This window comes from Streptomyces sp. NPDC028419 (assembly GCF_055565515.1).
This window is the reverse complement of sequence record NZ_JBVHUE010000008.1, coordinates 84447-105539: the sequence shown is the minus strand read 5'-3', so window position 1 is coordinate 105539 and position 21093 is coordinate 84447. Positions and strand designations below refer to the sequence as shown.

The window sequence follows — 21093 nt, the reverse complement described above, 5'->3', positions numbered from 1 at the left end:
GTGACGACCCGCCCCCGTTTGTGGGAGGGGTTTTTTGCCTTTTGGTTTTTCCGCCCCCCCCCCCCCCCACCGCCGCGTGGTGTACCAAGTTCTTCGTGAACGAACAGATCCAGCCCTCGACCATCCGCGTGTTCATAGCGCTCGCCCCGCCCGACGACGCGAAGGACGAGCTCGCCCGGGCTCTGGCCCCCGCCTACGACGCGTACCCCCGCATGCGGTGGAACCGGATCGAGGACTGGCACATCACCCTGGCGTTCCTCGGGGAGCTACCGGTGTCCGCGGCCGGGCTGCTGCGGCCGCCGCTCGCCGAGCTGGCGGCGGCGCGGCGGCCGGTGGAGCTGGCCATGCGCGGCGGCGGGCACTTCGACGAGCGGGTGCTGTGGAGCGGGATCGAGGGCGACCTCGAAGGGCTCCACCTGCTCGCCTCCGAGGTCCGCGGGGTGGTCAAGGCGGCCGGGGTGGTCTTCCCGGAGCGGCCGCTGCGTCCCCACCTCACGCTGGCGCGGGCCCGGCGCGACGACCCGTCCAGCGTGGTGGAGGCGGCCGCCGGGCTCAGCGGGTTCGTCGGGCGCCCGTGGCGGTCCCGGCGCCTGCACCTGGTGGGCAGCAACATCGGCCGCGGGCCGGGGCCGATCCACTACCGCGACATCGAGGCGTGGGACTTCGACGGCGGGCGCTGATACCGGTCGGCGCTGATACCTGTGGGCGTTGACCCGGGTGGGCGCTGATCCCGATGGGCCGGCGCCGTAAATGGGTCGTCCGCGGCCGGGCGCGGTGCGAGGATCCGGTCGACGGGATCGTCTCCGAGAGGTGGCCGTGATGTCCCTTGCCGCACCCGAACCCTCCGGGTCCGCCGCGTTCTCCGGGCCCGGCGGGCCCGCCGGGTCCCCTGCCGATCCGGTGGTCAGGACCGCGGCCGGGCTGCTGCGCGGCAGCCGGGAAGGGGGCGTGGCGGTCTTCCGCGGGATCCCCTTCGCCGAACCGCCCGTCGGCGCGCTGCGCTTCGCCGCGCCGCGTCCGGTGCGCGGCTGGGACGGGGTGCGGGAGGCCCGCGCCTTCGGGCCCCCGCCCCCGCAGGCCGGCGTGTTCGGGATGGACGCGATGTCGCGCGCGGCGGCGGGCGACGACGACTGGCTGACGGTCAACGTCTGGTCGCCCGATCCCGGTCCCGGCGCGGGGCTGCCGGTGATGGTGTGGATCCAGGGCGGCGCCTATGTGATCGGCGCCGCCGGGCTGCCCGAGTACGACGGCGCCCGCCTGGCGCGCGAGGGCGGTGTGGTCGTGGTGACCTTCAACTACCGCGTGGGCATCGAGGGTTTCGCACAGCTCGACGGGGCGCCCGCCAACCGTGGCCTGCTCGACCAGATCGCCGCGCTGGAGTGGGTGCGCGACGGCATCCGGGAATTCGGCGGGGACCCCGCCCGGGTCACCGTCTTCGGCCAGTCCGCGGGGGCCGGGTCGATCGCCGCGCTGCTCGCCACGGGGCGTGCGCGGGGGCTCTTCCAGCGGGCCGTCACGCAGAGCGTGCCGGGTCCCTTCTTCGCTCCGGAGCTGGCCGCCGACATCGCGGCCGCCTGCGCGGCCGAGCTGGCGCTGCGGCCCACGGTGGCCGATCTGACCGACGTCGATCCGCTCCGGCTGTCCGCCGCGGGGGACGCCGTCACCGCGTCGCTCGACCGGCGGGTGCGGCGCTGGGGCCTGCCGGCCCACCGCGCCATGGCGTTCGCGCCCGTGGTGGACGGCGAGGTGCTGCCCGTCACGCCGTGGCGGGCGCTCGGCGAGGGCGCCGGGCGGGACGTCGAGCTGCTCGTCGGCCACACGCGCGCCGAGCAACGGCTCTTCACGGTGATCGAGGGCCTGCTGGGGGCCGTGGGCGAGGAACGGGCGGCGGACGCCTTGCGGCTCTTCGCCCCCGGCCCGGACGGGGAGCGCCGCTACCGCGACGCGTTCCCGGCGGCGGGTCCGGAGGAGCTGTACGAACTGGTGCACTCGGACTGGCTGTTCCGCATGCCGTCCCTGCACCTCGCCGAGGCGCAGACCCTGGCGGGCGGGCGGGCCCACGTCTACGAGCTGACCTGGTCCGCTCCGGGCATGGGCGGCCTCTTCGGCGCCTGCCACGGCCTCGACGTCCCGCTCGTCTTCGGCAACCTCGACCGCGGCCAGCCCGCCGCGCTGATCGGCGAAGCCGCTGACGCGCGGGCCGAGGCGGAGGCGGTGTCGGCGTACGTCCGGGACGCCTGGACGGCCTTCGCCGCGCACGGCGACCCGGGCTGGCCGGCGTACGACACCGCACGGCGCCCGACCATGTGCTTCGACACGAGCCCGGCCGTCGTCCCCTACCCGGAGGAAGCCTCCCGACTCCTGTGGCGGGACCACGTCTTCGCCGCCCTACCGCTGCTCTCCTGAGGGCCCTAGGGCCGGTCGTCGGAGGGGGCGGGGGTCGGGGGTGCGACCGCCGCGGGGTCGAGCACGCGGTTGAGGAAGTTCCTGGTCCGCTCGTGCGCCGGGGCGCCCACCACCTGGGCCGCCGGGCCCTGTTCGACGATGACGCCACCGTCCATGAAGACGACCCGGTCCGCGACCTCGCGGGCGAAGCTCATCTCGTGGGTGACGACCATCATGGTCATGCCCTCGCCCGCCAACACCCGCATCACCGACAGCACTTCGCCGACGAGTTCGGGGTCGAGCGCCGACGTCGGTTCGTCGAAGAGCATGACCTCGGGGCCCATCGACAGCGCCCGCGCGATGGCCACCCGCTGCTGTTGCCCGCCCGACAACTGGGCCGGGTAGGCGGTGGACTTGTCGGCGAGACCGACCCGTTGGAGGTTCTCGCGGGCGACGGCCTCCGCCCGGGCCCGGTCGGTGCCGAGGACCCGGCGTTGGGGCAGCGTGAGGTTCTCGGTCACGTTCACGTGCGGGAAGAGGTTGAACTGCTGGAAGACCATGCCGATGCGGCGGCGGACGGCGTCGATGTCGACGTCCGGGTCGGTGACCTCCGTACCGCCGACGAAGATCCGGCCGTCGCTGGGCTCCTCCAGCAGGTTCACGCAGCGCAGCAGCGTGGACTTGCCCGAGCCGGACGGTCCGATGACGCACACCACTTCGCCGCGGGCGACCTCCAGGTCGATTCCGCGCAGGACGTGGTTGTCGCCGAAGGACTTGTGCAGGCCCCGGACCTCGATCTCCGGGCGGTCCGTGCCGGTCGCGTCCGCCGACGTCGTACGGGTCTTCTGTGACATGTCGTCCTCACGTGGCCTTGTCCGCACGGGCCTCCAGGCGCCGCACCACGAAACTCAGCGGTACGGTCACCAGGAGGTAGCACAGGCCCGCGACGAGGATCGGGGTGGAATTGGCGGTCTGGCTGGCCAGGTCCCGGCCGAACTTGGTCAGTTCGCGTTCCTGGAGCGTCACGCCGAGGAACAGTACGAGCGAGGAGTCCTTGAACAGCAGGACCAGTTCGTTGGTGAGCGGCGGGATGACGATCCGGAAGGCCTGCGGGATGATCACCGAGACCATGGCCCGGCCGTGCGAGAAGCCCAGCGAACGGGCCGCTTCCATCTGCCCCTTGGGCACCGCCTGGATGCCGGCGCGAATCGTTTCCGCCATGTAGGCGGCGGCCACCAGCCCGAGGCCGAGGGCGACCTTGCCGTAGGTACCGCCGGGGATCTCCGTGCCGGGGAAGGCGAGGGGGACCGCCACCCCCACGAAGATGAAGATCAGCAGTGCGGGCAGGCCGCGGAACAGCTCGATGTAGACGCTCGCCACCCACCGGTACGGAGCCACGGAGGACAGCCGCATCATGGCGATGACCAGGCCGAGCACCAGGCCCAGGAGGAACCCGGAGAGGGTGTACACCACGGTGTTGCGCAGCGCCGTGGTGATGATCTCCGGGAACAGCCGCAGGGCCAGGTCCTTCTGCGCGAACTGGTTCTGCAGCCGGCTCCAGTCCGCGTAGGAGGCGATGAGGGCCAGCACCGCCACGAACAGGGCGTACTGGACGCCCTGCGACAACCGGCGGCGCTGTCGGCGGCTCAGCCGAGAGGTCACTGCGTGGCCTGGGGCAACGGGCCGATCCACTGCTCGTAGATCTTCTTGTAGGTGCCGTCGGCCTTGGCGTCGGTGATCGCCTTGTCGATCGCGGCCACGAGGGCGGAGTTGCCCTTCTTCACCGAGAAGCCGTACTGCTCACCGGTCTGGATGTTCTGCGCCAGGGTGAACTCGGCGGCGTTCTTGGGGTCCTTGAGCCAGCCCTGGACCACGGGGTAGTCGATGACGACCGCGTCGACCTGCCCGGTGCGCAGTCCGTTCAGCACCGCGTCCGAGCTCTCGAAGGCGACGGGGTCGAAGCCCTGCGCCTTGGCGTAGCTCTCGCCGGTGGTCTCGGCCTGCGCGCCCAGCTTCTTCGCCTTCGCCTTCAGGTCGGCGAGCGAGGTGACACCGCTCTTCTTGGTGGCGAGCAGCGCCTGGGTGGCGTCGAAGTAGGGGACGGAGAAGTCCACGTTCTTCTTGCGCTCGTCGGTGATCGTCATGCCGGCGGCCGCGAGGTCGCACTCGCCGGAGTTGAGGAAGGCACCGGTCTTGAAGTTCTCGAAGGGCGTGTCGAGGATCTTCTGCTCGACCTTCAGCCGGCTCGCCACCAGATCGATCAGGGAGACGTCGAAGCCGACGACCTTGCCGTCCTTCTCGAACTGGAACGGCGGGTAGGGCAGGTGCGTGCAGGTGGTCAGCTTGCCCTTCTCGACGACGGGCACCCCGCCGGCCGCCTCCCCCGGGCCGTCGCCGCTGGAGGAGCACCCGGCGAGCAGGAACGCGCCCGTCGCGGTGACTGCGGCCGCGGCCCGCAGGCGGCGGCTGCTGGGGCGACTGCGGTTTCCTCTGGCCGTCCGGAACACGGTTGACCTCCACGGATGCGGGGCGGGCGGTGGGCGCGGGACGGGACCCGCGCCGCCGGGGCAATGTCCGCCGAGATCGTAAGCCACGGGTGACGCGCGCCGAGGGATCTCGCGCGATGGGTTCCGGCGCGCAGGGCCGGATCCGGCCAAGGCCGTGCGGTGCGCGGCCACCGGGGTCCGGGGCGTTCCCCCACATGGCCGCTGGACGGCGCGCCGGTGGCGGTGTCCGCCCGGCCCTCGGGACACGGTTTCCGGCCAAGGTCGGCGCGCATGCGGGAGGCGGGGGCGCAGCGCTTCTTCATGACGTCGCCCTCGCGGGGGCGTCGGCACGCCGTCGCCGGCCCGGCCGTCATGCGGGCCGTACGTACGCCCCCGCGCGGGCGGCCACCGTCGCGGCCGTCGCCGCGCGGTCGGCGGCGGCCTCGTCCAGGGGCAGGTCCGTGGTCAGCAGCCGGTAGTACAAGGGGGCGGACGCGGCGCGGATCACCTCGTGGGGGTCGGTGCCGTCGGGCACCTCGCCGCGGGCGGCGGCCGCTTCGACGCACGGCGCCCACTCCGCGACGCGGACGGCGTAGAACTCGTACAGGGCGCGGGCCGCGTTCGGGTCGCAGGTGGCGGCCGCGATCACCGCCTTGAACAGGGCGCCCTGCCGGGGATCGGCCAACGTGCGCCGCACCAGACGGGCGTTGGCCGTCAGGTCGCCGAGCAGGGTGCCCGTCTCCGTCCGGGGGACGGACTGCTGCGCCATGTCCAGCAGGAGGTCGGTGACGAGGCCCGTGACCGTGCCCCAGCGGCGGTAGACGGTCGTCTTCCCGACCTCCGCGCGGCGCGCGACGTCGGTGAGGTCCAGGTGGGCGAACCCCTGCTCGGCCAGCACGTCCCCGGCGGCCAGGAGCACGGCGGCCCGCACCCGCGCCGTGCGCCCCCCGGGCCGGATCCCCCCGGACCCGGACGCGGACGCGGGCTCGGACCCGGGCTCCAGCGACTCCTCTGACTCCATAACGGGACTCCAGTTCCATTAGTCGCGACATCTTGCTACGCTGGCGCCATCTTAACGGAACCACGGACCCATTAGCTGGATCTGTGGACGAGGGGAGACATGTCATGGAGTACAGGCGACTGGGCACGTCCGGACTGCGGGTTCCGGCGCTGAGCTTCGGCGCGGGCACCTTCGGCGGACAGGGACCGCTCTTCGGATCCTGGGGCACCACGGGAGTGGCGGAGGCGCGCCGCCTCGTCGACATCTGCATCGACGCCGGGATCACGATGTTCGACACCGCCGACGTGTACTCCGGCGGCGCCTCGGAGGAGGTGCTCGGGGCCGCGCTCAAGGGCCGCCGGGACCAGGTGCTCGTCTCGACCAAGGCCGGACTGCCCATGGGCGACGGCCCGCACGACGCCGGCACCTCCCGCTCCCGCCTGATCGGGGCCGTGGACAGCGCCCTGCGGCGCCTCGACACCGACCACATCGACCTCTTCCAGCTGCACGCCTTCGACGCCGGAACACCGGTCGAGGAGGTGTTGTCCACCCTGGACGACCTGGTGCGGGCCGGGAAGATCCGCTACCTCGGCATCTCCAACTTCTCCGGCTGGCAGGCGATGAAGTCCCTCGCCGCCGCCGACCGGCTCGGCCAGCAGCGCTACGTCGCCCACCAGGTCTACTACTCCCTCCTCGGCCGTGACTACGAGTGGGAGCTGATGCCGCTCGGGATGGACCAAGGGCTGGGCGGCATCGTCTGGAGCCCGCTCGGCTGGGGCAGGCTGACCGGGAAGATCCGCCGGGGCCAACCCCTGCCCACGGGCAGCAGGCTGCACGACACCGCCGACTACGGCCCGCCGGTCGAGGACGAACACCTCTACCGCGTGGTCGACGCCCTGGACGAGATCGCACAGGAGACCGGCAGGGCGGTACCGCAGATAGCCCTGCGATGGCTGCTCCAGCGCCCGACGGTGTCCTCCGTCATCATCGGCGCCCGCAACGAGGAGCAACTGCGCCAGAACCTCGGCGCCGTGGGCTGGAACCTCACCGCCGAGCAGATGACGAGGCTCGACACGGCGAGCAGCCGCACGGCCCCCTACCCGTACTTCCCGTACCACCGCCAGGAGGGCTTCGCCCGCCTCAACCCCCCGCTGGTGTAGGGAGACCTGGCCGCGCTGATGGGAGTCACTCCGACGCAGACGCCACCGCCACCGCCACCGCCCCGGTGGGCGTGCGTGGGGGTGCTTCGGGTGGATTACCAGGGCACTACACCGGCGTCCTCGAAGAAGGTGCCGGTCGGGCCGTCGTCGGGCAGGGTCGCCAGTTTGATGGCGATCGCCGCGCCCTGTTCGGGGGTGCGCACGCCGTGGAAGCCGTTGAGGTCGGTCGCGACGTAGCCGGGGCAGGCCATGTTGATCAGGATGTTCGTGCCGCTCAACTCCCGCGCGTACTGCAGGGTGACGGCGTTCAGGAAGGTCTTCGACGGCGCGTACGCCGCGATCACCGGACCCGCGTTCGCCACGGCGGCGGTTCCCGACTGGCGGGTGAGGGAGCCGAGGCTGCTGGACATGTTGACGATCCGCGGCGAGGCGGAGCGGCGCAGCAAGGGCAGCATCGCGTTGGTGACGCGGACGACGCCGATCACGTTGGTCTCCACGACCGTCCGTATGGTGGCGGGGTCGATCCGGGTGGGCTCCTGCGGCATCTCACCACTGATGCCGGCGTTGTTGACGAGCACGTCGAGGCGCCCCGCCCGTTCCTCGATGAACCGCGCGGCGGCGCTCACGCTCGCGTCGTCGGTCACGTCCAGCGCTACGCCGAAGGCGTCGACGCCCGCCGCGCGCAGGTGCTCCACCGCCGCTTCGCGGCGCCGATCGTCCCGGGCGCCGACGCCGACGCTCCAGCCGAGGGCGCCCAGGCCCACGGCGATCTCCTGGCCAATTCCCTTGTTCGCACCGGTGACCAGCGCAATCGTTCGTTCGCTCATGGGGATCATGCTGCCCGTGGACCCCGCCGGGGGTCCAAGACCGATCGGGTGGGCAACGATACCGACAGGGTATTGATCTGGAGTAGCGTGGCCGCATGGAGACCCGGGAACTGCGGTACTTCGTCGCCGTCGCCGAAGAGTTGCACTTCGGGCGCGCGGCGCAGCGACTCGGGATCGCGCAGCCGCCCTTGTCACGGGCCATCCAGCAGCTCGAACGCCGGCTCGGGGCAGCGCTGCTGGATCGGACCAGCCGCTCCGTCACGCTGACCGCGGCCGGCTCGGTGCTGTTGGTCGAGGGCCGGGCGGCCCTCGACGCGGTGGACGCCGCCGAGCGCAGGACACGCCGCGCCGCCCTGTCCACGACCGGCCGTCCCGGCCTGGTCCTGGTCACGAAGGCCAGCGCGTCCCGCGAACTACTGGCGAAGCTGCTCGACGCGTACGCCGCCGAGCCCGGCGCCGTCCCGGTCGACGTCATCCTGTGCGGCCCGGCCGAGCAGGCCCGATTCCTGCGCGAGGGCCGGGCCGACGTGGCACTGCTGCACCGTCCCTTCGACTCGACGGCCGGCTTCCACACCGAAGAGCTCGCCGCGGAGGGCCAGGTGGCGGTCCTGCCGGCCGGGCATCCGCTCACGGCCCGGGCCCATGTACGCATGGCCGACATCACCGGGCTGGCGGACCTGCCGCTGCCGCGCTGGCCCGACCCCGACGGCTCCTACCCGCCCGGCCCCGGCCCGCAGGTCCGCGACCAGGCACAGTTGCTGCAGCTCGTCGCCCTCGGCCGGGCGTGCGCGGTCTCACCGGAGTCGTGCCGCGCCCAACTCCCGAGCGACCTCGCCGCCGTGCCCGTGCTGGACGCGCCGAACGTCACCACCGTGATCGCCTGGCCACCGCACAGCCGCTCCAGAGCCGTGGCCGACCTCGTCCGGACGGCGACACGCCTGTGAGGGCTACCGTGCGGCCGCCGCCGGGCGCCAGGCGGTGCGCAGTCGGTCGGCCTCGGCGGCGGCCTGGGCGAGGCCGGATTCGTAGGCCGGGATCCACTTCGTCCGTTCGCCCAGATCGGGGCCGAAGGCACGCGCCGCGTCGGGGTCGGGGCCGATGGTGACGACGCTGCGCGCGCCCACGGCGGTCGTCTGGCTCGCCAGCGGCTCGCGCGGGGAGCGGTGCGCCATCGGGTCGACCACGATCAGCGTGCGGGCGCCGGCCGCGAGGTCGACGTTGGCCCCCGAGCGCAGCGCGCCGTCCATGTACCGCCGTCCCGAGACGGTCACGGGCGGCTCCGCCCCGGGGAAGGAACTGCTCGCGGCCACCGCGTGGACCAGGGGCACGCCACTGGTCCGGTCCCACACCACCGGCTCTCCCGAGCCCGCGTCCACCGCGGTGATCAGCAGTCGGCGCTCGGGCCACGCGTCCACCCCGATCAGGGCGCCCCGCGCCGCGAGCAGCGACCGTTCGGCCTCCGCGTCGCCGTGCCCCAGGGCGATCCGGCCGACGCGGCGGCGGGCCTCCCCCGGTTCCAGTCCGGGTTCGCCGAGGACGGCGAACACCTCCCCGAGCACGGCGGGATCCACCGCGGGCCGCGGGGCCGCGGCGCCCGGCGGACGCAGCGGCACGGCGAGCCGGTCGAGGTCCTGGCCGGTGGCGAGCAGCGCTGCGACGATCGCCCCCGCCGATGTCCCGACGATCAGGTCGGCCTCGCCGAGCTCCACGCCCGCCCGGCGCAGCCCGGCGGCCAGTCCCGCCGTCCACGCCGTGCCGACCAGGCCGCCGGGGCCGAGCACGAGTGCGCGGTCAGGGGGCGTGGGCGCCTCCGGGGCGGGCGGGGTGACCGGGGTGGCGGGGGTCATGGCGCGTCTCCTGTCGGCGGGTGCTGATCGTGTGGATCCGACCGTAGGACCTCAAGTGGCCTTGGGGTCAAGGCCACCAGCGGGAGCCATCGTCATTCCCCCTTCGCCGGGCGGGACTTGGAGCGCCGCGGTGCGGTGGCGGCGCGGATCTCCTCGGTGGCCGCGCGGAAGGCGGGAGCCGCGCGCGTGAAGTAGTCCAAGAGCAGGGCCTGTTGCTCGGGCGAGTAGCTGTCGATCACCTCGGCGACGCGTCGACGGGCCGGGCCGACGGCGTCTTCGATGCGGTCGAGCGCGTCCGGTACGGCTTCCACGATGACCCGGCGCCGGTCGGCCGGGTCGGCGGCGCGACGGGCGTAACCGGACCGTTCGAGCCGGTCGATGAGGCGGGTCGTCGCCCCGGTGGTCAGGCCGGTGCGCGCGGAGAGCTCCCCGGAGGACAGGCTCCCCTCCAGGGTGATGAGGCTCAGGGCGTACCACTCCGAGGTGTGCAGGCCGGCCGCCTCGGCGCTCGCCAGCCCCTGGAGGCCCACCGCGTCCAGGTACTGCCGGAAGACCACGTGCGGTTCGCCGCCGCTGGGTGTTGCCATCTTCGGGGTCGCCTCCTACCTTTATATCTGCACGCATGCAGATACTGCACCGATGCAGCATCTACGCCACCCTAACCAATGGGGAGTGATCCGTCATGCAGTCCACCAACGAGCCCACGATCGCCGTTCGGGCCCTGCTCACCCACCTCGTCGACGCCTGGGCGCGCCACGACGCCGACGCGTACGGCGCGCTCTTCACCGAGGACGCCACCTACACCACCTACGTGGGCACCTTCTACCGGGGGCGGCGCGACATCACCGAGAGCCACCGCACCCTCTTCGCGGGCTTCCTCAAGGGCACCCGCCTGGCGGACGAGATCCTCGACGTCCGCTTCTACGGGCCCGACGCGGCCGTGGTGAACAGCAGGGGCGACACCTACAAGGCCGGACGCCCGGCCAAGCTCGGCAAGGTCCAGACATACACCCTGGTCCGCGAAGCCGGCGGACCCGGCGGACCCGGCGGAGCCGGCGAGTGGCGGATCGCGGCCTTCCAGAACACCAAGCGCCGGCCGCTCATGGAGCGGATCTCCTTCACCGTCGCCCCCGGCATCGCCCCCGAGGCCAAGGTGTGACGCGGGACTCGACCCGGTAGTTCGAATTTGAACTGTATGCTGGTGACCGTCCACATCGAGCCGGACCTTTCGAGCCAGGTCCTTCGCGTCATTCGGGAGTCCGTCGCCATGTCCGTCCGCCGTCTGAACCACGCCGTGCTCTGGATCCGCGAGGTCGAGCGGTCCGTCGCCTTCTACCGCGACGTCTTCGGCTTCCAGGTCGACCACCTGATCCCCGGCCGCGCCGCCTTCCTGAGCGCGCCGGGCAGCCTCAACGACCACGATCTCGGGCTGTTCGCGATCGGCGCCGACGCACCCGGGCCGGAGCAGGGCCGGGTCGGGCTCTACCACCTGGCCTGGGAGGTCGGCACCCTCGGCGAGCTGCGGGAGCTGGGCGAGAAGCTCGGCGCGCTCGGAGCGCTCGTCGGCGCGACCGACCACCTGGTCTCGAAGTCCTTCTACGCCAAGGACCCGGACGGCAACGAGTTCGAGCTGATGTGGCGCGTCCCGCGCGAGGACTGGCCCGGCGCCGACTCCGACCTGCGCTCCGGCGCGCTCGACCTGCCCGCCGCGATCGCGCGCTGGGGCGCGGACCTCGCGACGGGTTCGGCGGCGGGTTCCGCCAGCTGACGGCCCGGGCCCGGGCCGCCGGCGGACAGCGGATCGGACCCGGCACGGTCTAGCGCAGCGCCGCCGGTGATGAGCCGTTGGGCGTGGTGAGCCGAGGGGTCCCGGTGCCGTCCGCGGGTACGGTCCAGATGTCGCTCGCCCTGCCGTCCGCCCCCGGCAGGGCATAGGCGAGCGTGCCGTCGTCCAGCCAGGCCGCCTGGTCGTCGACGCTGCGCGTCTCGGCGAGCGGGGTCTCCCGCATCGACTGCAGGTCGAGGACGTACAACCGCCAGGGTGCGGCCGGGTCGTCGGAGACCTTCTTCTTGAAGGCGATCCTGGTGTTGTCGGGCGAGAGCGAGGGGCATTCGGCGTTCTCCCGCAGTACGCGCGCGGACCACTCCCCCATGTTCCCCTCGACCAGGTGGGTCCGGCCCTTGCTGGAGACGGTCGCGTAGAAGCGGTTGTCGTCGCGGGCGAAGGTCACCCCCCAGTAGTTCACGTCGGGCGCGTGGTAGCGGGCGCCGTCGAGGGTGAGGGGGATCTGCTCCATGGAGGTCACCAGGTATCCGGTGCGCAGGTCGAGGATGGCGGTCCGGGTGGAGAAGGCACTGGTGGCGTACGAGTCCCCGCTCGCGAAGACCGTCCAGGACAGCATCCGCCCCGAGGCCGAGACCCGGGCCCGGTTGGGGACGCCCGGCACCGTGACCCGGCGGACCTCGCGCAGCTGTCGGTCGAGGACGATCGCGTACGTCTTGGGCAGCACCCCCGGTTCGGCGCGCAGGCACAGCGCGGTGTCGGCGGCGGCGTAGAACCGGTCGCAGGAGGGCCCTCCTGCGACGCGCGCGTCGGCGTCCCCGGAGAGCGGACGGTGGGCGACCCGGCCGGTGGTGGGGTCGCGGAAGTACAGGGCGGGACCCGCCAGGGTGAAGGAGGCGTCCGCGGCGGCCGCCCGGGCCGCCGGGCGGGCCCCGGCGTGCAGAACGTATCCGGTGGCGCCGCCCGCGAGCACCAGCGCGGCGCTCACCACGACGGCGATGCGGGCCCGGGGGCCCAGCGACTTCGGGGGTCGGCCGGACCCGGTGCGGTCGGTCATGCGGTTCGCCTCTCGGGGTGGGACGGGGTGGTGCGCGGCAGCAGCAGCCAGCCGGCGGCGAGCGCGACGCACAGGAGCGAGAGCGCGGCCCACAGCGCGGGGCCCTGGCCCCACACCGTCCACAGGGCGCCGAAGCCCACGCCGGCCAGCATCCGGGCGAGGGCCTGGCCGCTCTGGAGCAGGGCGAGTCCCCGCGCCGTGCCGTCGGCGGGCAGGACCGGTCCGGTGAGGGCCATCAGCACGCCGTCGGTGGTGGCGTAGAAGGCGCCGAGCAGCGCGAGGACGGGCAGCAGCAGGAGCAGGGTCGGGGCGTCGCCGGTGGGCAGGAGCAGGGCGGCGTAGACGCAGAGCAGTGCGAGGTGGCCGTACAGGAAGGGGAGCCGGCGGCCGACCCGGTCGGCGATCCGGCCCGCCGGGACGGCGAGCAGGAGGTAGGCGGCGGCCCCGCCGAGCGGGAGCAGCGGGAACCAGCCCACGGGCAGGTCCAGGCGCTGTTGGAGCAGGAGGTAGACGAAGGCGTCGCCGACCGTGGCGGTGCCCAGCAGCGCGGTGGCCGCGAGGATGCGCCGGAAGGCGGGGTCGCGCAGCGCCGCGAAGGTCGCGCCCTTGCGGGGTGCCGGTGGCGCGCTCGGCGCCGGGTGGTGCCCGGGCACGTACAGGACCAGGAGCAGCACCCCCAGCAGGCCGACGCAGAAGCTGACCACGAACACGGCGTCGTAGGCGCCGGCCGTCGCCCACAGCAGGGCGAAGGCGGCGAGCGGGCCGAGCAGGGCGCCGGTGGTGTCCATGGCCCGGTGGACGCCGAAGGAGCGGCCCAGTGCGTCGGGCGGGCTGCTCAGGGTGATGAGCGCGTCGCGGGGCGCCGTCCGGATGCCCTTGCCGACGCGGTCGGTGGCGAGGGCGGCCGCGATCCCGGCGGTGGCGCCGCCGGCGAGGAGCAGGCCGAGGCGGGAGCAGGCGGAGAGCGCGTAGCCGATCCCGGCGACGTGTTTGTGCCGGTGGCCGCGGTCGGCGGCGTGACCGCCGAGGAGCCGTACGAAGGCGGTGGCTCCGTTGAAGAGGCCGTCCAGGAAGCCGAATTGGAGGGGGGAGAGACCCAGTCCGAGGACCAGGTAGAGCGGGAGCACCGCCGTGACCATCTCGGAGGAGATGTCGGTGACGAGGCTGACCGCGCCGAGTGCCAGGACGGTGCCCGGGACCCGCCGACCCGCCCCGCCGGTGCGGGGTCGGGTCGACGTGTCCGGGCGGCCTGTGGTCGCCAGGTACATCAGTGGCAGGTGTACTTCGGGCTGGTGTCCTTGGCCTTGCCGTCGGTGCCGACGTAGCTGAAGCTGTAGCCGGAGTCGGTGAAGTCCAGCTTCAGCACGCCGTATTGGCCGCTGATCCGCTTCTGGCTGTTGGGCTGGACGTTCTCGATGGGGTACGGCTCGGCGCCGCCCATGCCGCCGACGATCTCGGTGATGCCGTCGGCCGTGGCCTTGCCGTTCGGGTCCTGCGGGGCGAAGCGCTCGTAGTGGTGGTCGTGGCCGTTGAGGACCAGGTCGGCCTTGGCCGCGTAGAGGATGTTCCAGACCGGCTTGCTGACGGGGTCGTTGCCGTGGCCGCCCGAGGAGTAGAGCGGGTGGTGCCAGTAGGCGGCGACGCACTGCTTGCCGTTCTTGGCGAGGTCGGCCTTCAGCCAGTCGATCTGGGCCTTCTGGTCGAAGGCGTTGGAGTCGAGGGCGACGAAGTGCCAATTGCCCTCGTCGAAGCTGTAGTAGGTCTTGCCCTGGGGGTAGGCGATGGACCCGAAGTACGCCTTGTAGCCGGCGAGGGATCCGGCCGGGTCGTAGGTCTCGTGGTTGCCGGGCACCGGGTGGGTCTTGTCCTTGAAGGTGCCCCAGGTCTTGTCGTAGTAGGCCTTGTAGTCCGAGATCCGGGCGTCGTCGTACTGGTTGTCGCCCATCGTCAGGTAGAACTTCGGGTCGATCTGGCGGGCCAGGGCGGCCGTCTTGGGGTGGGCGCAGGAGCTGTCGGAAGCGGTGCACTGGGCGGCGATGTCACCGGCGGCGACCACGGTGAAGGCGCCGGTGGGCGGGGTGCCGCCGTCGACGGTGCCGTATACCTCGACCTCGTGGAGCGAGTAGCCGTACGAGGTCCCGCGCGCGGTTCCGTAGACGCGCAGGTAGCGGCCCTTGCCGGCGAGGCCGGTCCACTCGTCGGTACCGCCGTTGCCCGCGGTCTCGTTGGCGAGGCGGGTCCAGGTGCTGCCGTCGGCGGATATCTCCACCCGGTAGACCTTGGCGTAGGCGGCCTCCCACGTCAGGGACACGCGCGTCACGGTGGCGTTGGCGCCGAGGTCGACGCGGATCCACTGGGGATCCTTGCCCTCGGCGCTCGCCCAGCGGGTAGCCGGATCGCCGTCGAAAGCCTTCTCGGGGCCGAAGGCGGAGGTTTCGGAGGAGGACGCGGTGGCGGGCTTGCCACGCGAGATGAGGGAGTCGGCGGCGGCCCCGGCCCGTTCGGGCAGGGCGAGCAACAGGCCTCCGACGAGGAGGAGTACGGCGGCGACCAGGGTCACCGTGCCGCGCCGGGCCGGCGCGGGTGCTGAAGCGTTCAGGCGCATCCTTGGGAACTCCTGCACTGGGGGGGAAGTGAGAGCTGGGCACCGTTGCGAAGCGCCGTCCACCGGCCCGGCCGCGGGCAGGGGGCGGCGCCACGGCGGCCGGGTCAGAACTCTCACTGAGCACGTCACGCCCCTGTCAGAGGGCGCCGCGCCGAGCCGCCGCCGGGAATGCTATCGAACAGGAAAGTTTCCTACCAGTCTTTCGACGCCCCTTCCCCGAGCACGCGCCGAGGGGCCGGGCAGACGTGCCCGGCCCCTCGGGGGACCCGCCCGACCGGCCCCTGCGTCACCGCGTCAGGAGTGCTTCGCCGCCCCGTCCTTGGCCGAGACGGTCACGCGGTCGACCCGCATCGGATGGCCCGGTTCGGTGGCCGGGCCCACCGTCGCGCCGTCCGCGAGCGGGAGGTTGCCGCCGATCGCCACGTTCAGGATGAGGAACACCCCGTGGTCCACGGCCCGCTTCCAGGTCTCCGGATCCATCCGGTCCGCGCGCACCCGGTGGTGCACCCGGCCGTCGAGCGACCACCGCACCTCCTGCGCACCGGGCGTGAGGTCGACCTCGACGGCGTAGGAGTGGAACGCCGTACGGCAGTCCGGGCAGGGCCGCGGTCCGGACGTCAGGCCCGCGGGCTCCTGGCAGGGTCCGCCGCCGAGGACTCCGCAGTGCATGGTGGCGAAGACGTCGTCCCGTCCGTTGACGTTCTCCATCACGTCCAGCTCACCGACGGACGGCCAGCCGGTGTACCCGTCCCGCAACGGTGCGCCGAGGGTCCAGAAGGCCGGCCAGTAGCCCGCCGCCTTCGCTCCCGTCACGTCCGGCAGGGCGATCGACGCCTCGATCCGCAACACCCCGCCGGGCGGCGCGGCGAAGTCGGCGCGCCGGGTCTCGATGCGGCCCGAACTCCACTGCCCGTCCTTGCGGGTGGGGACGATCTCCAGCGCGCCCTTCCCGTCGAGGCGGACGTTGTCGGTCGAGTCGGTCATCGTCTCGATCTCACCGGTGCCCCACTGCGGCGCCGGGCAGCCCGGGTAGCACGTACCCAGGTCGTACTGCCAGTTGGCGGCGGATGGACGGCTGCCCACCGGCCCGTCGAAGTCGTCCCGCAGCAGCTCCCGCCATCCGTCGGCGGCCGGCGGTGCGGCGGCGCTCGGCGTCCCGGCGCCGGTCGCGGCCCCGGCGGTCGTCAGCGCGCCGACGTCGGTCAACAGGCGTTCCAGGCGGGCCGTCAGGACGACGGCCGCGACGTTGGTGAGGTGGGAGTCGTCCCGGTAGAGCAGGATCCGGTCCAGCACCGCCGGGCAGGTCGCACCGGCGCCCGGGCACAGCACCGGGTTCACGCTGACGCTCCGTACGCCGGGCAGCGCGCCCGAGGCTATCCGCCGGGCCAGCACGTCGGGCTGCTGGGCGGCCGCCCGGCTGAAGGCACAGGACTCCGGGGAGGAGCCGGCGCCCGAGAGGCACGCCGGGACGTCCTTGCCGGGTACGGGCGTGTCCTCGATGTAGACGATCGGCACGCCGAGGGCCCGCAACGGCTTCAGCGTCTCCTCCCACGCCCCGATCAGGAGGGCGGGATCGTTGGTGTAGCGGGCCAGCGAGGAGATCACGACGAGGCGGGGCTTCGGCTGCTTCCCCAGCCGGTCCAGCGCGTCCGCCCGCCAGGTGTCGCACTCGCGGTAGGCGCGGCCGAGCTGGGGGTTGTCCACGGCGAGCTTCGCGAGCGGGCAGCCCTGCTTGACCAACTCCTGCAGAGCCCAGCCGCGTTGCGAGGCCAGTGCGAGCATCGGCGAGAACCACTGGCCGGCGTGCGAATCACCGAGCAGCACGATCCGGTCCGGGCTGTCGACCGCGCCGAAGAGGCAGTCCGGGCTGCGGGTGACCTCCGGGTCCACCTCGCAGTTGCCGTCCGGCGGGAAGTCCTTGGCCGCCTGGGCGGGGCCGGGAACCACCGGGCCGTCCAACGCGGGCGCCGCCGGGCCGCGGGCGAGCAGCGTGGGGCCGGTGGCCGCGCCCGGCGGCAGGCCCTGGAGGTCGACGGGGGTGGCCGGGCCCAGCAGCCGCAGCGTGGTGGCGCCGACCACCAGCGCGAGGACGACCGGCATGACGATGGCCGTGACGCCCACCGACAGTCCGCGGCGCGGGAGTTCGGAGACGGTGCGGCTGCGGCGCAGCGGACGTTCCACCCAGCGCATGGTGGCGAGGGCGGGCAGTACGGCGGCGAGGGTCAGCGCCGCCTTGACGGGCCAGCCGAGCGTGCCCAGGGCGGATTCGGCGAACACGAGCACGGGCCAGTGCCACAGGTAGAGGTTGTAGGAGAGCCGCCCGACCGCGCGCGGCGCGCGGCCGGCGAGCAGCCGCCCGACGCCGTAGGCACCCTCGACGTTGCGCTCGCCCCGCCCGGGGATCGCGGCGAGGATGACGGCGGCGGCGCCCAGGGTCGGGACGAGCGCCGCGAATCCGGGGTACGGGGTGCTCGCGTCGTACGCCACCACGCACCAGCCGATCGCCACGGCGCCGGCCCAGCCGCACAGCAACCGCAGCGGACGCGGACCGCGCAGCAGGTGCCAGGGCAGCAGCGCCAGCAGCGCACCGGTGGCGAACTGCCAGACCCGCGAGGGGGTGCCGAGGTAGGCGAGCGAGACCGAGTGGTCCGTCCAGCTCAGGGCCAGCGCGAAGGAGCCGAGGGCCAGCAGCAGGGTGGCGAGCGCCACGACGGCGCGCACGACCCGGCCCCGGCGGACCGCGCGGGCCGTGCAGAGGGCGATCACCGCCATCAGCGGGGCCCAGAAGAGGTAGAACTGCTCCTCGACGGCCAGGGACCAGAAGTGCAGGAGGGGACTCTGGTCGTGGCTCGCGGCGAGGTAGTCCGTCTGCTGCGCGACGAACCGCCAGTTGGCGACGGACACGGCCGCCGCGACGACATCGTACTCCAGCACGGCGCGCCGCAGCGGTACGGTCAGCCAGGCTCCGGCCACCGCCACCACGCCGAGCACGACGGCGGCCGACGGCAGCAGGCGCCGGGCCCGCCGGGAGAAGAAGTCCCCGAGCCGGATCCGGCCGGTGGTGATCGCCTCGCGGACCAGCAGGCCGGTGATCAGGTAGCCGGAGATGACGAAGAAGACGTCGACCCCGACGAACCCGCCCGCCAGCCCCGGGATTCCGGCGTGGAAGGCGAGGACGGCGAGGACGGCCACCGCGCGCAGGCCCTCGATGTCGGGCCGGAAGGCGGACCGGTGCGGACTGGGTCCGGATTCGCCGCCGGAAGCGGCCCGCGCGGGCGCGCCGCCCGCCTCGGCCGGCGGCCCGGACGCCGCGGCGGACGGCCGCGGGGCCGGGGTGGCGCTGTGCTTCCGGCGGAAGCCGGGAGTCACGGGGAAGGGCATGGTGACGAAGCCTTTCAACTCAGCCAGGGAAGCATCGGGTTGACCCACCCGGATGCCAGCAGGCCGATGAGCAGGAGGGCCGCGGAGGCGGCCAGGGTCTCGGGCCAGCGACGGGGCCGCATGCCGGTGCCGGACCGCAGGGCGGTCCGCAGTCGGGCACGCAGCCAACCGGTGTCACCGGCCGTGCTCCGGGGCTCCGTTGCCCCGCGCGATTCGGTGATCAGGTCCCGGATCAGCGGGACGTTGATCTGGCACTGCACCAACAGGTAGAGCAGGAGGCCCCAGTTGGGCTCCCAGCCGTTGCGGGCGACGGCGAGGGCGAGGCCGGTGGCGGCAGCGCCGTTGGAGAGCACCAGCCACACCAGCGAGACGGCCACCACGCGCCGGGCCATCCCGCCCGAGGCCTTCGGGCCGCGCACACCGGTGGGCACCCACGCGGCGCTGCGGCCGCGCAGGGTGTGCAGGAACGCCGTCGCGGCGGCCACGCTCGTCAGGACGTTCGCGCGGATCACCTCCACCCGCCAGCGGGTCCGGCTGATGCGCGGCAGCAGCACGTGCCAGAGCCACAGCGGGGCGAGCAGCGGCAGGACGTGCCAGGGCCGGATGTGGTCCGGGTACCAGAACATCATCACCAGCGGCGGCAGCGGCGCGGCGAAGGTGTTCACCACCGTGGTCAGGTAGCCGACGACGCCCTCGTAGAAGCACAGCCGCATCCGCCAGGGCGCGCGCATCCGTCCCAGCACCGGGGTGCCGATCAGGTGCAGGTTGCCCATCGCCCACCGGTACTGCTGGTTGATGAAGGCGGTGACCTCGTCGGGCGACGTGCCCTTGGCGACCAGGACGGGCACGTACAGCGTGCGGAAACCCTGTTCGTACAGGGCGAGTCCGGTGTAGAGGTCCTCGCTGTGGTCGAGCCGGGCGAACCCCCCGGCCAGATCGATCGCCCGGCGCCGGTAGACGGCGTTGCTGCCGCAGCAGATGGCGGCGTCGCTGGCGTCCCGGGACGGCTGGATCCAGCGGAAGAACCACTCCTGGGCGCTGCCCGCGGCCCGTTGGATCCAGCCCATGCCCTCGTCGGTGTCGAAGCACTGCGGGCTCTGGACGATGCCGACGGCGGGGTCGGCCAGGTAGGGGACAAGGTGGCGCAGGAAATCGGGCCGGGGCGCGAAGTCGGCGTCCAGGATCGCGATGAACTGGCCGCTGCTCAGGGTGAGGGCGTGGTTGAGGTTGCCGGCCTTCTTCAGGTGGCCCCGGTCGGGGCGCACGACGTACTCGTAGCCGTGCGCGGCGGCCAGCGCGGCGACCTCGGGCCGGTCCCCGTCGTCCAGGACCCACACGGTGAGCGCGCCCGGCCAGTCGACCTCGGCGACGGCGCGGTAGGCGTTGGCGAGGACGGGCAGGGGTTCGCCGCAGGTCGGCAAGTAGAGGTCGACGCTGGGCAGTTCGGCGGGCCGCCAGGCCCGGACGAGGATCTCGTGCGACTGCCGGGTCAGGCGCCGCTGGCGCAGGCTGTTGACGGAGGAGAGGACCAGAGCCACGACGTTGAGGCCGAGGACCGCGAGGAAGGCCCACAGGGCGGGCGTTCGCAGCGAGAAGGTGAACATCGTCACCGCGGTGAAGCTGAAGGCGAGGGAGGTGCTGATCAGGACCCAGCGACGCTGCGGGCCGAAGTACCAGTACAACTCGTCGTCGGATGGTGGCTGCGGAAGATGATGCACGGTCATATAGCCCCCCACGGCTGTATATGTGCCGGTTTCAGGTGACCCACTCTACCGCCAAAGGTATAGACCACATGCCCAATGCGGGCCCAACGCGGCGATCGACACATGGATTTGGCGCGAATGAAATGGTCCAGACCTGTTTACGGTGCCATTCGAACGGGTCGGCCGACCCGTCGGGAAAGCCGCAGGTCACGGGCGGGTGAACAGAGCCCGAAGACTTGTGGCGTTCGATCGCCCGACCGGTATGTCCCCCACCGCTTCTCGACCGCGCGTGGACCGCACCTCCAGCACTTCGCGACCGCGGTGGACCAATGTGGTGACCGCCGCACAAACGGCACACGGAAACACGAACCCCCGCCACTCACACAGGGAGACGCGTATGTCCGACACCACGCCGAACGCGCACACCACCGAGTTCGAACTCCAGGACCTGGCACTCGACCTCGACGACCTCACCGTCACCTCGATGAGCGACACGGTCGCGCTGCCCGAAGGCGGAGCCTCCTGGGGTTCCTCCTCCTGCCAGGGCTCCTCCTCCTGCGCCCAACCGCAGACCGACACCCCCACGGTGTAGCCGGGGCCGAGATCCCGGGCACCGACACCGCGCGCGTCACGGCCGCACGACACGGCCGTACGGCACGGCCGCGCGTCCTCCCGCCGTACTTCGCGTACGGCGGGAGGCGCGCGGGCCGCCGCGGCTCCGGGCTGCCCGGACCGACCGGGGCGGGCCCCACCGCGCACCACGACCGGCAGGACGGGGAGGGAGCACCATGGGACGGTCACAGGGTGGGTCACAGCCACGACCACCGCAGTCACCACCCCGGTCACAGCCGGGGGAAGC

Annotated in this window: 19 protein-coding genes; 7 read left to right on the top strand and 12 right to left on the bottom strand. The window is 72.9% G+C overall.

Annotation, left to right across the window (positions count from 1 at the left end):
• The first annotated feature begins 95 nt into the window (after nucleotides 1–95).
• Together thpR and ACZ4UB_RS12065 are read left to right on the top strand one after the other, a co-directional pair.
• Nucleotides 96–680, top strand: a complete 585-nt coding sequence (gene thpR, locus ACZ4UB_RS12070) for an RNA 2',3'-cyclic phosphodiesterase (protein ID WP_468070029.1) — start codon at nucleotides 96–98, stop codon at nucleotides 678–680.
• Nucleotides 681–819: 139 nt separating this feature from the next.
• Complete coding sequence (locus tag ACZ4UB_RS12065; protein WP_468070028.1) at nucleotides 820–2406, top strand: carboxylesterase/lipase family protein; 1587 nt, start codon at nucleotides 820–822, stop codon at nucleotides 2404–2406.
• A 5-nt stretch (nucleotides 2407–2411) separates the two neighbouring features.
• Here the strand turns inward: ACZ4UB_RS12065 and ACZ4UB_RS12060 are convergent, their stop codons facing one another.
• From ACZ4UB_RS12060 to ACZ4UB_RS12045, 4 genes are all read right to left on the bottom strand, one after another.
• Complete coding sequence (locus tag ACZ4UB_RS12060; RefSeq protein WP_468070027.1) at nucleotides 2412–3239, bottom strand: amino acid ABC transporter ATP-binding protein; 828 nt, start codon at nucleotides 3237–3239, stop codon at nucleotides 2412–2414.
• 7 nt (nucleotides 3240–3246) lie between these two features.
• Complete coding sequence (locus ACZ4UB_RS12055) at nucleotides 3247–4077, bottom strand: amino acid ABC transporter permease (RefSeq protein WP_468070026.1); 831 nt, start codon at nucleotides 4075–4077, stop codon at nucleotides 3247–3249.
• The gene (locus tag ACZ4UB_RS12050) at nucleotides 4044–4892 is read right to left on the bottom strand and encodes an ABC transporter substrate-binding protein (RefSeq protein WP_468070025.1); all 849 of its coding nucleotides are present in this window, start codon (nucleotides 4890–4892) and stop codon (nucleotides 4044–4046) included. The genes ACZ4UB_RS12055 and ACZ4UB_RS12050 overlap by 34 nt, the downstream gene beginning before the upstream one ends.
• Nucleotides 4893–5241: 349 nt before the next feature.
• Nucleotides 5242–5892 carry a TetR/AcrR family transcriptional regulator gene (locus tag ACZ4UB_RS12045; protein WP_468070024.1) on the bottom strand — a complete coding sequence of 217 codons (651 nt, stop codon included), beginning with the start codon at nucleotides 5890–5892 and terminating at the stop codon, nucleotides 5242–5244.
• A 104-nt stretch (nucleotides 5893–5996) separates the two neighbouring features.
• Here ACZ4UB_RS12045 and ACZ4UB_RS12040 point away from each other — a divergent pair, with 104 nt between their 5' ends.
• The gene (locus ACZ4UB_RS12040) at nucleotides 5997–7031 is read left to right on the top strand and encodes an aldo/keto reductase (protein WP_468070023.1); all 1035 of its coding nucleotides are present in this window, start codon (nucleotides 5997–5999) and stop codon (nucleotides 7029–7031) included.
• 95 nt (nucleotides 7032–7126) lie between these two features.
• Here the strand turns inward: ACZ4UB_RS12040 and ACZ4UB_RS12035 are convergent, their stop codons facing one another.
• A complete protein-coding gene (locus ACZ4UB_RS12035; protein WP_468070022.1) occupies nucleotides 7127–7858 on the bottom strand; it encodes an SDR family oxidoreductase in 732 nt (243 codons plus the stop codon).
• A 95-nt stretch (nucleotides 7859–7953) separates the two neighbouring features.
• Between ACZ4UB_RS12035 and ACZ4UB_RS12030 the strand changes: the two genes are divergently transcribed.
• Nucleotides 7954–8802 (top strand): LysR family transcriptional regulator, encoded by an 849-nt coding sequence (locus ACZ4UB_RS12030; protein WP_468070021.1) that lies wholly within the window; start codon nucleotides 7954–7956, stop codon nucleotides 8800–8802.
• A 3-nt stretch (nucleotides 8803–8805) separates the two neighbouring features.
• Here the strand turns inward: ACZ4UB_RS12030 and ACZ4UB_RS12025 are convergent, their stop codons facing one another.
• Together ACZ4UB_RS12025 and ACZ4UB_RS12020 are read right to left on the bottom strand one after the other, a co-directional pair.
• Nucleotides 8806–9705, bottom strand: a complete 900-nt coding sequence (locus tag ACZ4UB_RS12025) for a patatin-like phospholipase family protein (protein ID WP_468070020.1) — start codon at nucleotides 9703–9705, stop codon at nucleotides 8806–8808.
• A gap of 92 nt (nucleotides 9706–9797) precedes the next feature.
• Nucleotides 9798–10292, bottom strand: a complete 495-nt coding sequence (locus ACZ4UB_RS12020) for a MarR family winged helix-turn-helix transcriptional regulator (RefSeq protein WP_468070019.1) — start codon at nucleotides 10290–10292, stop codon at nucleotides 9798–9800.
• 95 nt (nucleotides 10293–10387) lie between these two features.
• On the opposite strand from ACZ4UB_RS12020, the gene ACZ4UB_RS12015 reads away from it, so the two are divergent.
• Complete coding sequence (locus tag ACZ4UB_RS12015; protein WP_468070018.1) at nucleotides 10388–10864, top strand: SgcJ/EcaC family oxidoreductase; 477 nt, start codon at nucleotides 10388–10390, stop codon at nucleotides 10862–10864.
• A gap of 108 nt (nucleotides 10865–10972) precedes the next feature.
• Complete coding sequence (locus ACZ4UB_RS12010) at nucleotides 10973–11473, top strand: VOC family protein (protein ID WP_354381702.1); 501 nt, start codon at nucleotides 10973–10975, stop codon at nucleotides 11471–11473.
• A gap of 49 nt (nucleotides 11474–11522) precedes the next feature.
• On the opposite strand, the gene ACZ4UB_RS12005 is transcribed toward ACZ4UB_RS12010, so the two are convergent.
• From ACZ4UB_RS12005 to ACZ4UB_RS11985, 5 genes are all read right to left on the bottom strand, one after another.
• Nucleotides 11523–12545, bottom strand: a complete 1023-nt coding sequence (locus tag ACZ4UB_RS12005; protein ID WP_468070017.1) for a TolB family protein — start codon at nucleotides 12543–12545, stop codon at nucleotides 11523–11525.
• The gene (locus ACZ4UB_RS12000; protein ID WP_468070016.1) at nucleotides 12542–13813 is read right to left on the bottom strand and encodes an MFS transporter; all 1272 of its coding nucleotides are present in this window, start codon (nucleotides 13811–13813) and stop codon (nucleotides 12542–12544) included. Before ACZ4UB_RS12000 ends, ACZ4UB_RS12005 begins: the two co-directional genes overlap by 4 nt.
• Nucleotides 13813–15150, bottom strand: coding sequence for a discoidin domain-containing protein (locus ACZ4UB_RS11995; RefSeq protein WP_468070015.1), 1338 nt, complete (start codon nucleotides 15148–15150; stop codon nucleotides 13813–13815). Before ACZ4UB_RS11995 ends, ACZ4UB_RS12000 begins: the two co-directional genes overlap by 1 nt.
• A gap of 294 nt (nucleotides 15151–15444) precedes the next feature.
• Entirely contained in the window at nucleotides 15445–18531 is a 3087-nt protein-coding gene (locus tag ACZ4UB_RS11990; protein ID WP_468070014.1) for an SGNH hydrolase domain-containing protein, read from the bottom strand.
• Between the two features lie 14 nt (nucleotides 18532–18545).
• On the bottom strand, nucleotides 18546–20255 hold the full coding sequence (locus ACZ4UB_RS11985; protein ID WP_468070013.1) for a glycosyltransferase family 2 protein: 1710 nt from the start codon (nucleotides 20253–20255) through the stop codon (nucleotides 18546–18548).
• A 376-nt stretch (nucleotides 20256–20631) separates the two neighbouring features.
• Between ACZ4UB_RS11985 and ACZ4UB_RS11980 the strand changes: the two genes are divergently transcribed.
• A complete protein-coding gene (locus ACZ4UB_RS11980; RefSeq protein ID WP_354381708.1) occupies nucleotides 20632–20826 on the top strand; it encodes a thiazolylpeptide-type bacteriocin in 195 nt (64 codons plus the stop codon).
• Nucleotides 20827–21093: the final 267 nt, after the last annotated feature.

Excerpts from the sequence above, each read along its gene's own strand:
- ACZ4UB_RS12025 (WP_468070020.1), bottom strand. The coding sequence starts at position 9,705 with ATGACCCCCGCCACCCCGGTCACCCCGCCCGCCCCGGAGGCGCCCACG.
- ACZ4UB_RS12020 (WP_468070019.1), bottom strand. The coding sequence starts at position 10,292 with ATGGCAACACCCAGCGGCGGCGAACCGCACGTGGTCTTCCGGCAGTAC.
- ACZ4UB_RS11995 (WP_468070015.1), bottom strand. The coding sequence starts at position 15,150 with ATGCGCCTGAACGCTTCAGCACCCGCGCCGGCCCGGCGCGGCACGGTG.
- ACZ4UB_RS11985 (WP_468070013.1), bottom strand. The coding sequence starts at position 20,255 with ATGACCGTGCATCATCTTCCGCAGCCACCATCCGACGACGAGTTGTAC.
- ACZ4UB_RS12010 (WP_354381702.1), top strand. The coding sequence starts at position 10,973 with ATGTCCGTCCGCCGTCTGAACCACGCCGTGCTCTGGATCCGCGAGGTC.
- ACZ4UB_RS12005 (WP_468070017.1), bottom strand. The coding sequence starts at position 12,545 with ATGACCGACCGCACCGGGTCCGGCCGACCCCCGAAGTCGCTGGGCCCC.
- ACZ4UB_RS12015 (WP_468070018.1), top strand. The coding sequence starts at position 10,388 with ATGCAGTCCACCAACGAGCCCACGATCGCCGTTCGGGCCCTGCTCACC.
- ACZ4UB_RS12000 (WP_468070016.1), bottom strand. The coding sequence starts at position 13,813 with ATGTACCTGGCGACCACAGGCCGCCCGGACACGTCGACCCGACCCCGC.
- ACZ4UB_RS12030 (WP_468070021.1), top strand. The coding sequence starts at position 7,954 with ATGGAGACCCGGGAACTGCGGTACTTCGTCGCCGTCGCCGAAGAGTTG.
- ACZ4UB_RS11990 (WP_468070014.1), bottom strand. The coding sequence starts at position 18,531 with ATGCCCTTCCCCGTGACTCCCGGCTTCCGCCGGAAGCACAGCGCCACC.
- ACZ4UB_RS12040 (WP_468070023.1), top strand. The coding sequence starts at position 5,997 with ATGGAGTACAGGCGACTGGGCACGTCCGGACTGCGGGTTCCGGCGCTG.
- ACZ4UB_RS12045 (WP_468070024.1), bottom strand. The coding sequence starts at position 5,892 with ATGGAGTCAGAGGAGTCGCTGGAGCCCGGGTCCGAGCCCGCGTCCGCG.
- ACZ4UB_RS12065 (WP_468070028.1), top strand. The coding sequence starts at position 820 with ATGTCCCTTGCCGCACCCGAACCCTCCGGGTCCGCCGCGTTCTCCGGG.
- ACZ4UB_RS11980 (WP_354381708.1), top strand. The coding sequence starts at position 20,632 with ATGTCCGACACCACGCCGAACGCGCACACCACCGAGTTCGAACTCCAG.
- ACZ4UB_RS12035 (WP_468070022.1), bottom strand. The coding sequence starts at position 7,858 with ATGAGCGAACGAACGATTGCGCTGGTCACCGGTGCGAACAAGGGAATT.
- ACZ4UB_RS12060 (WP_468070027.1), bottom strand. The coding sequence starts at position 3,239 with ATGTCACAGAAGACCCGTACGACGTCGGCGGACGCGACCGGCACGGAC.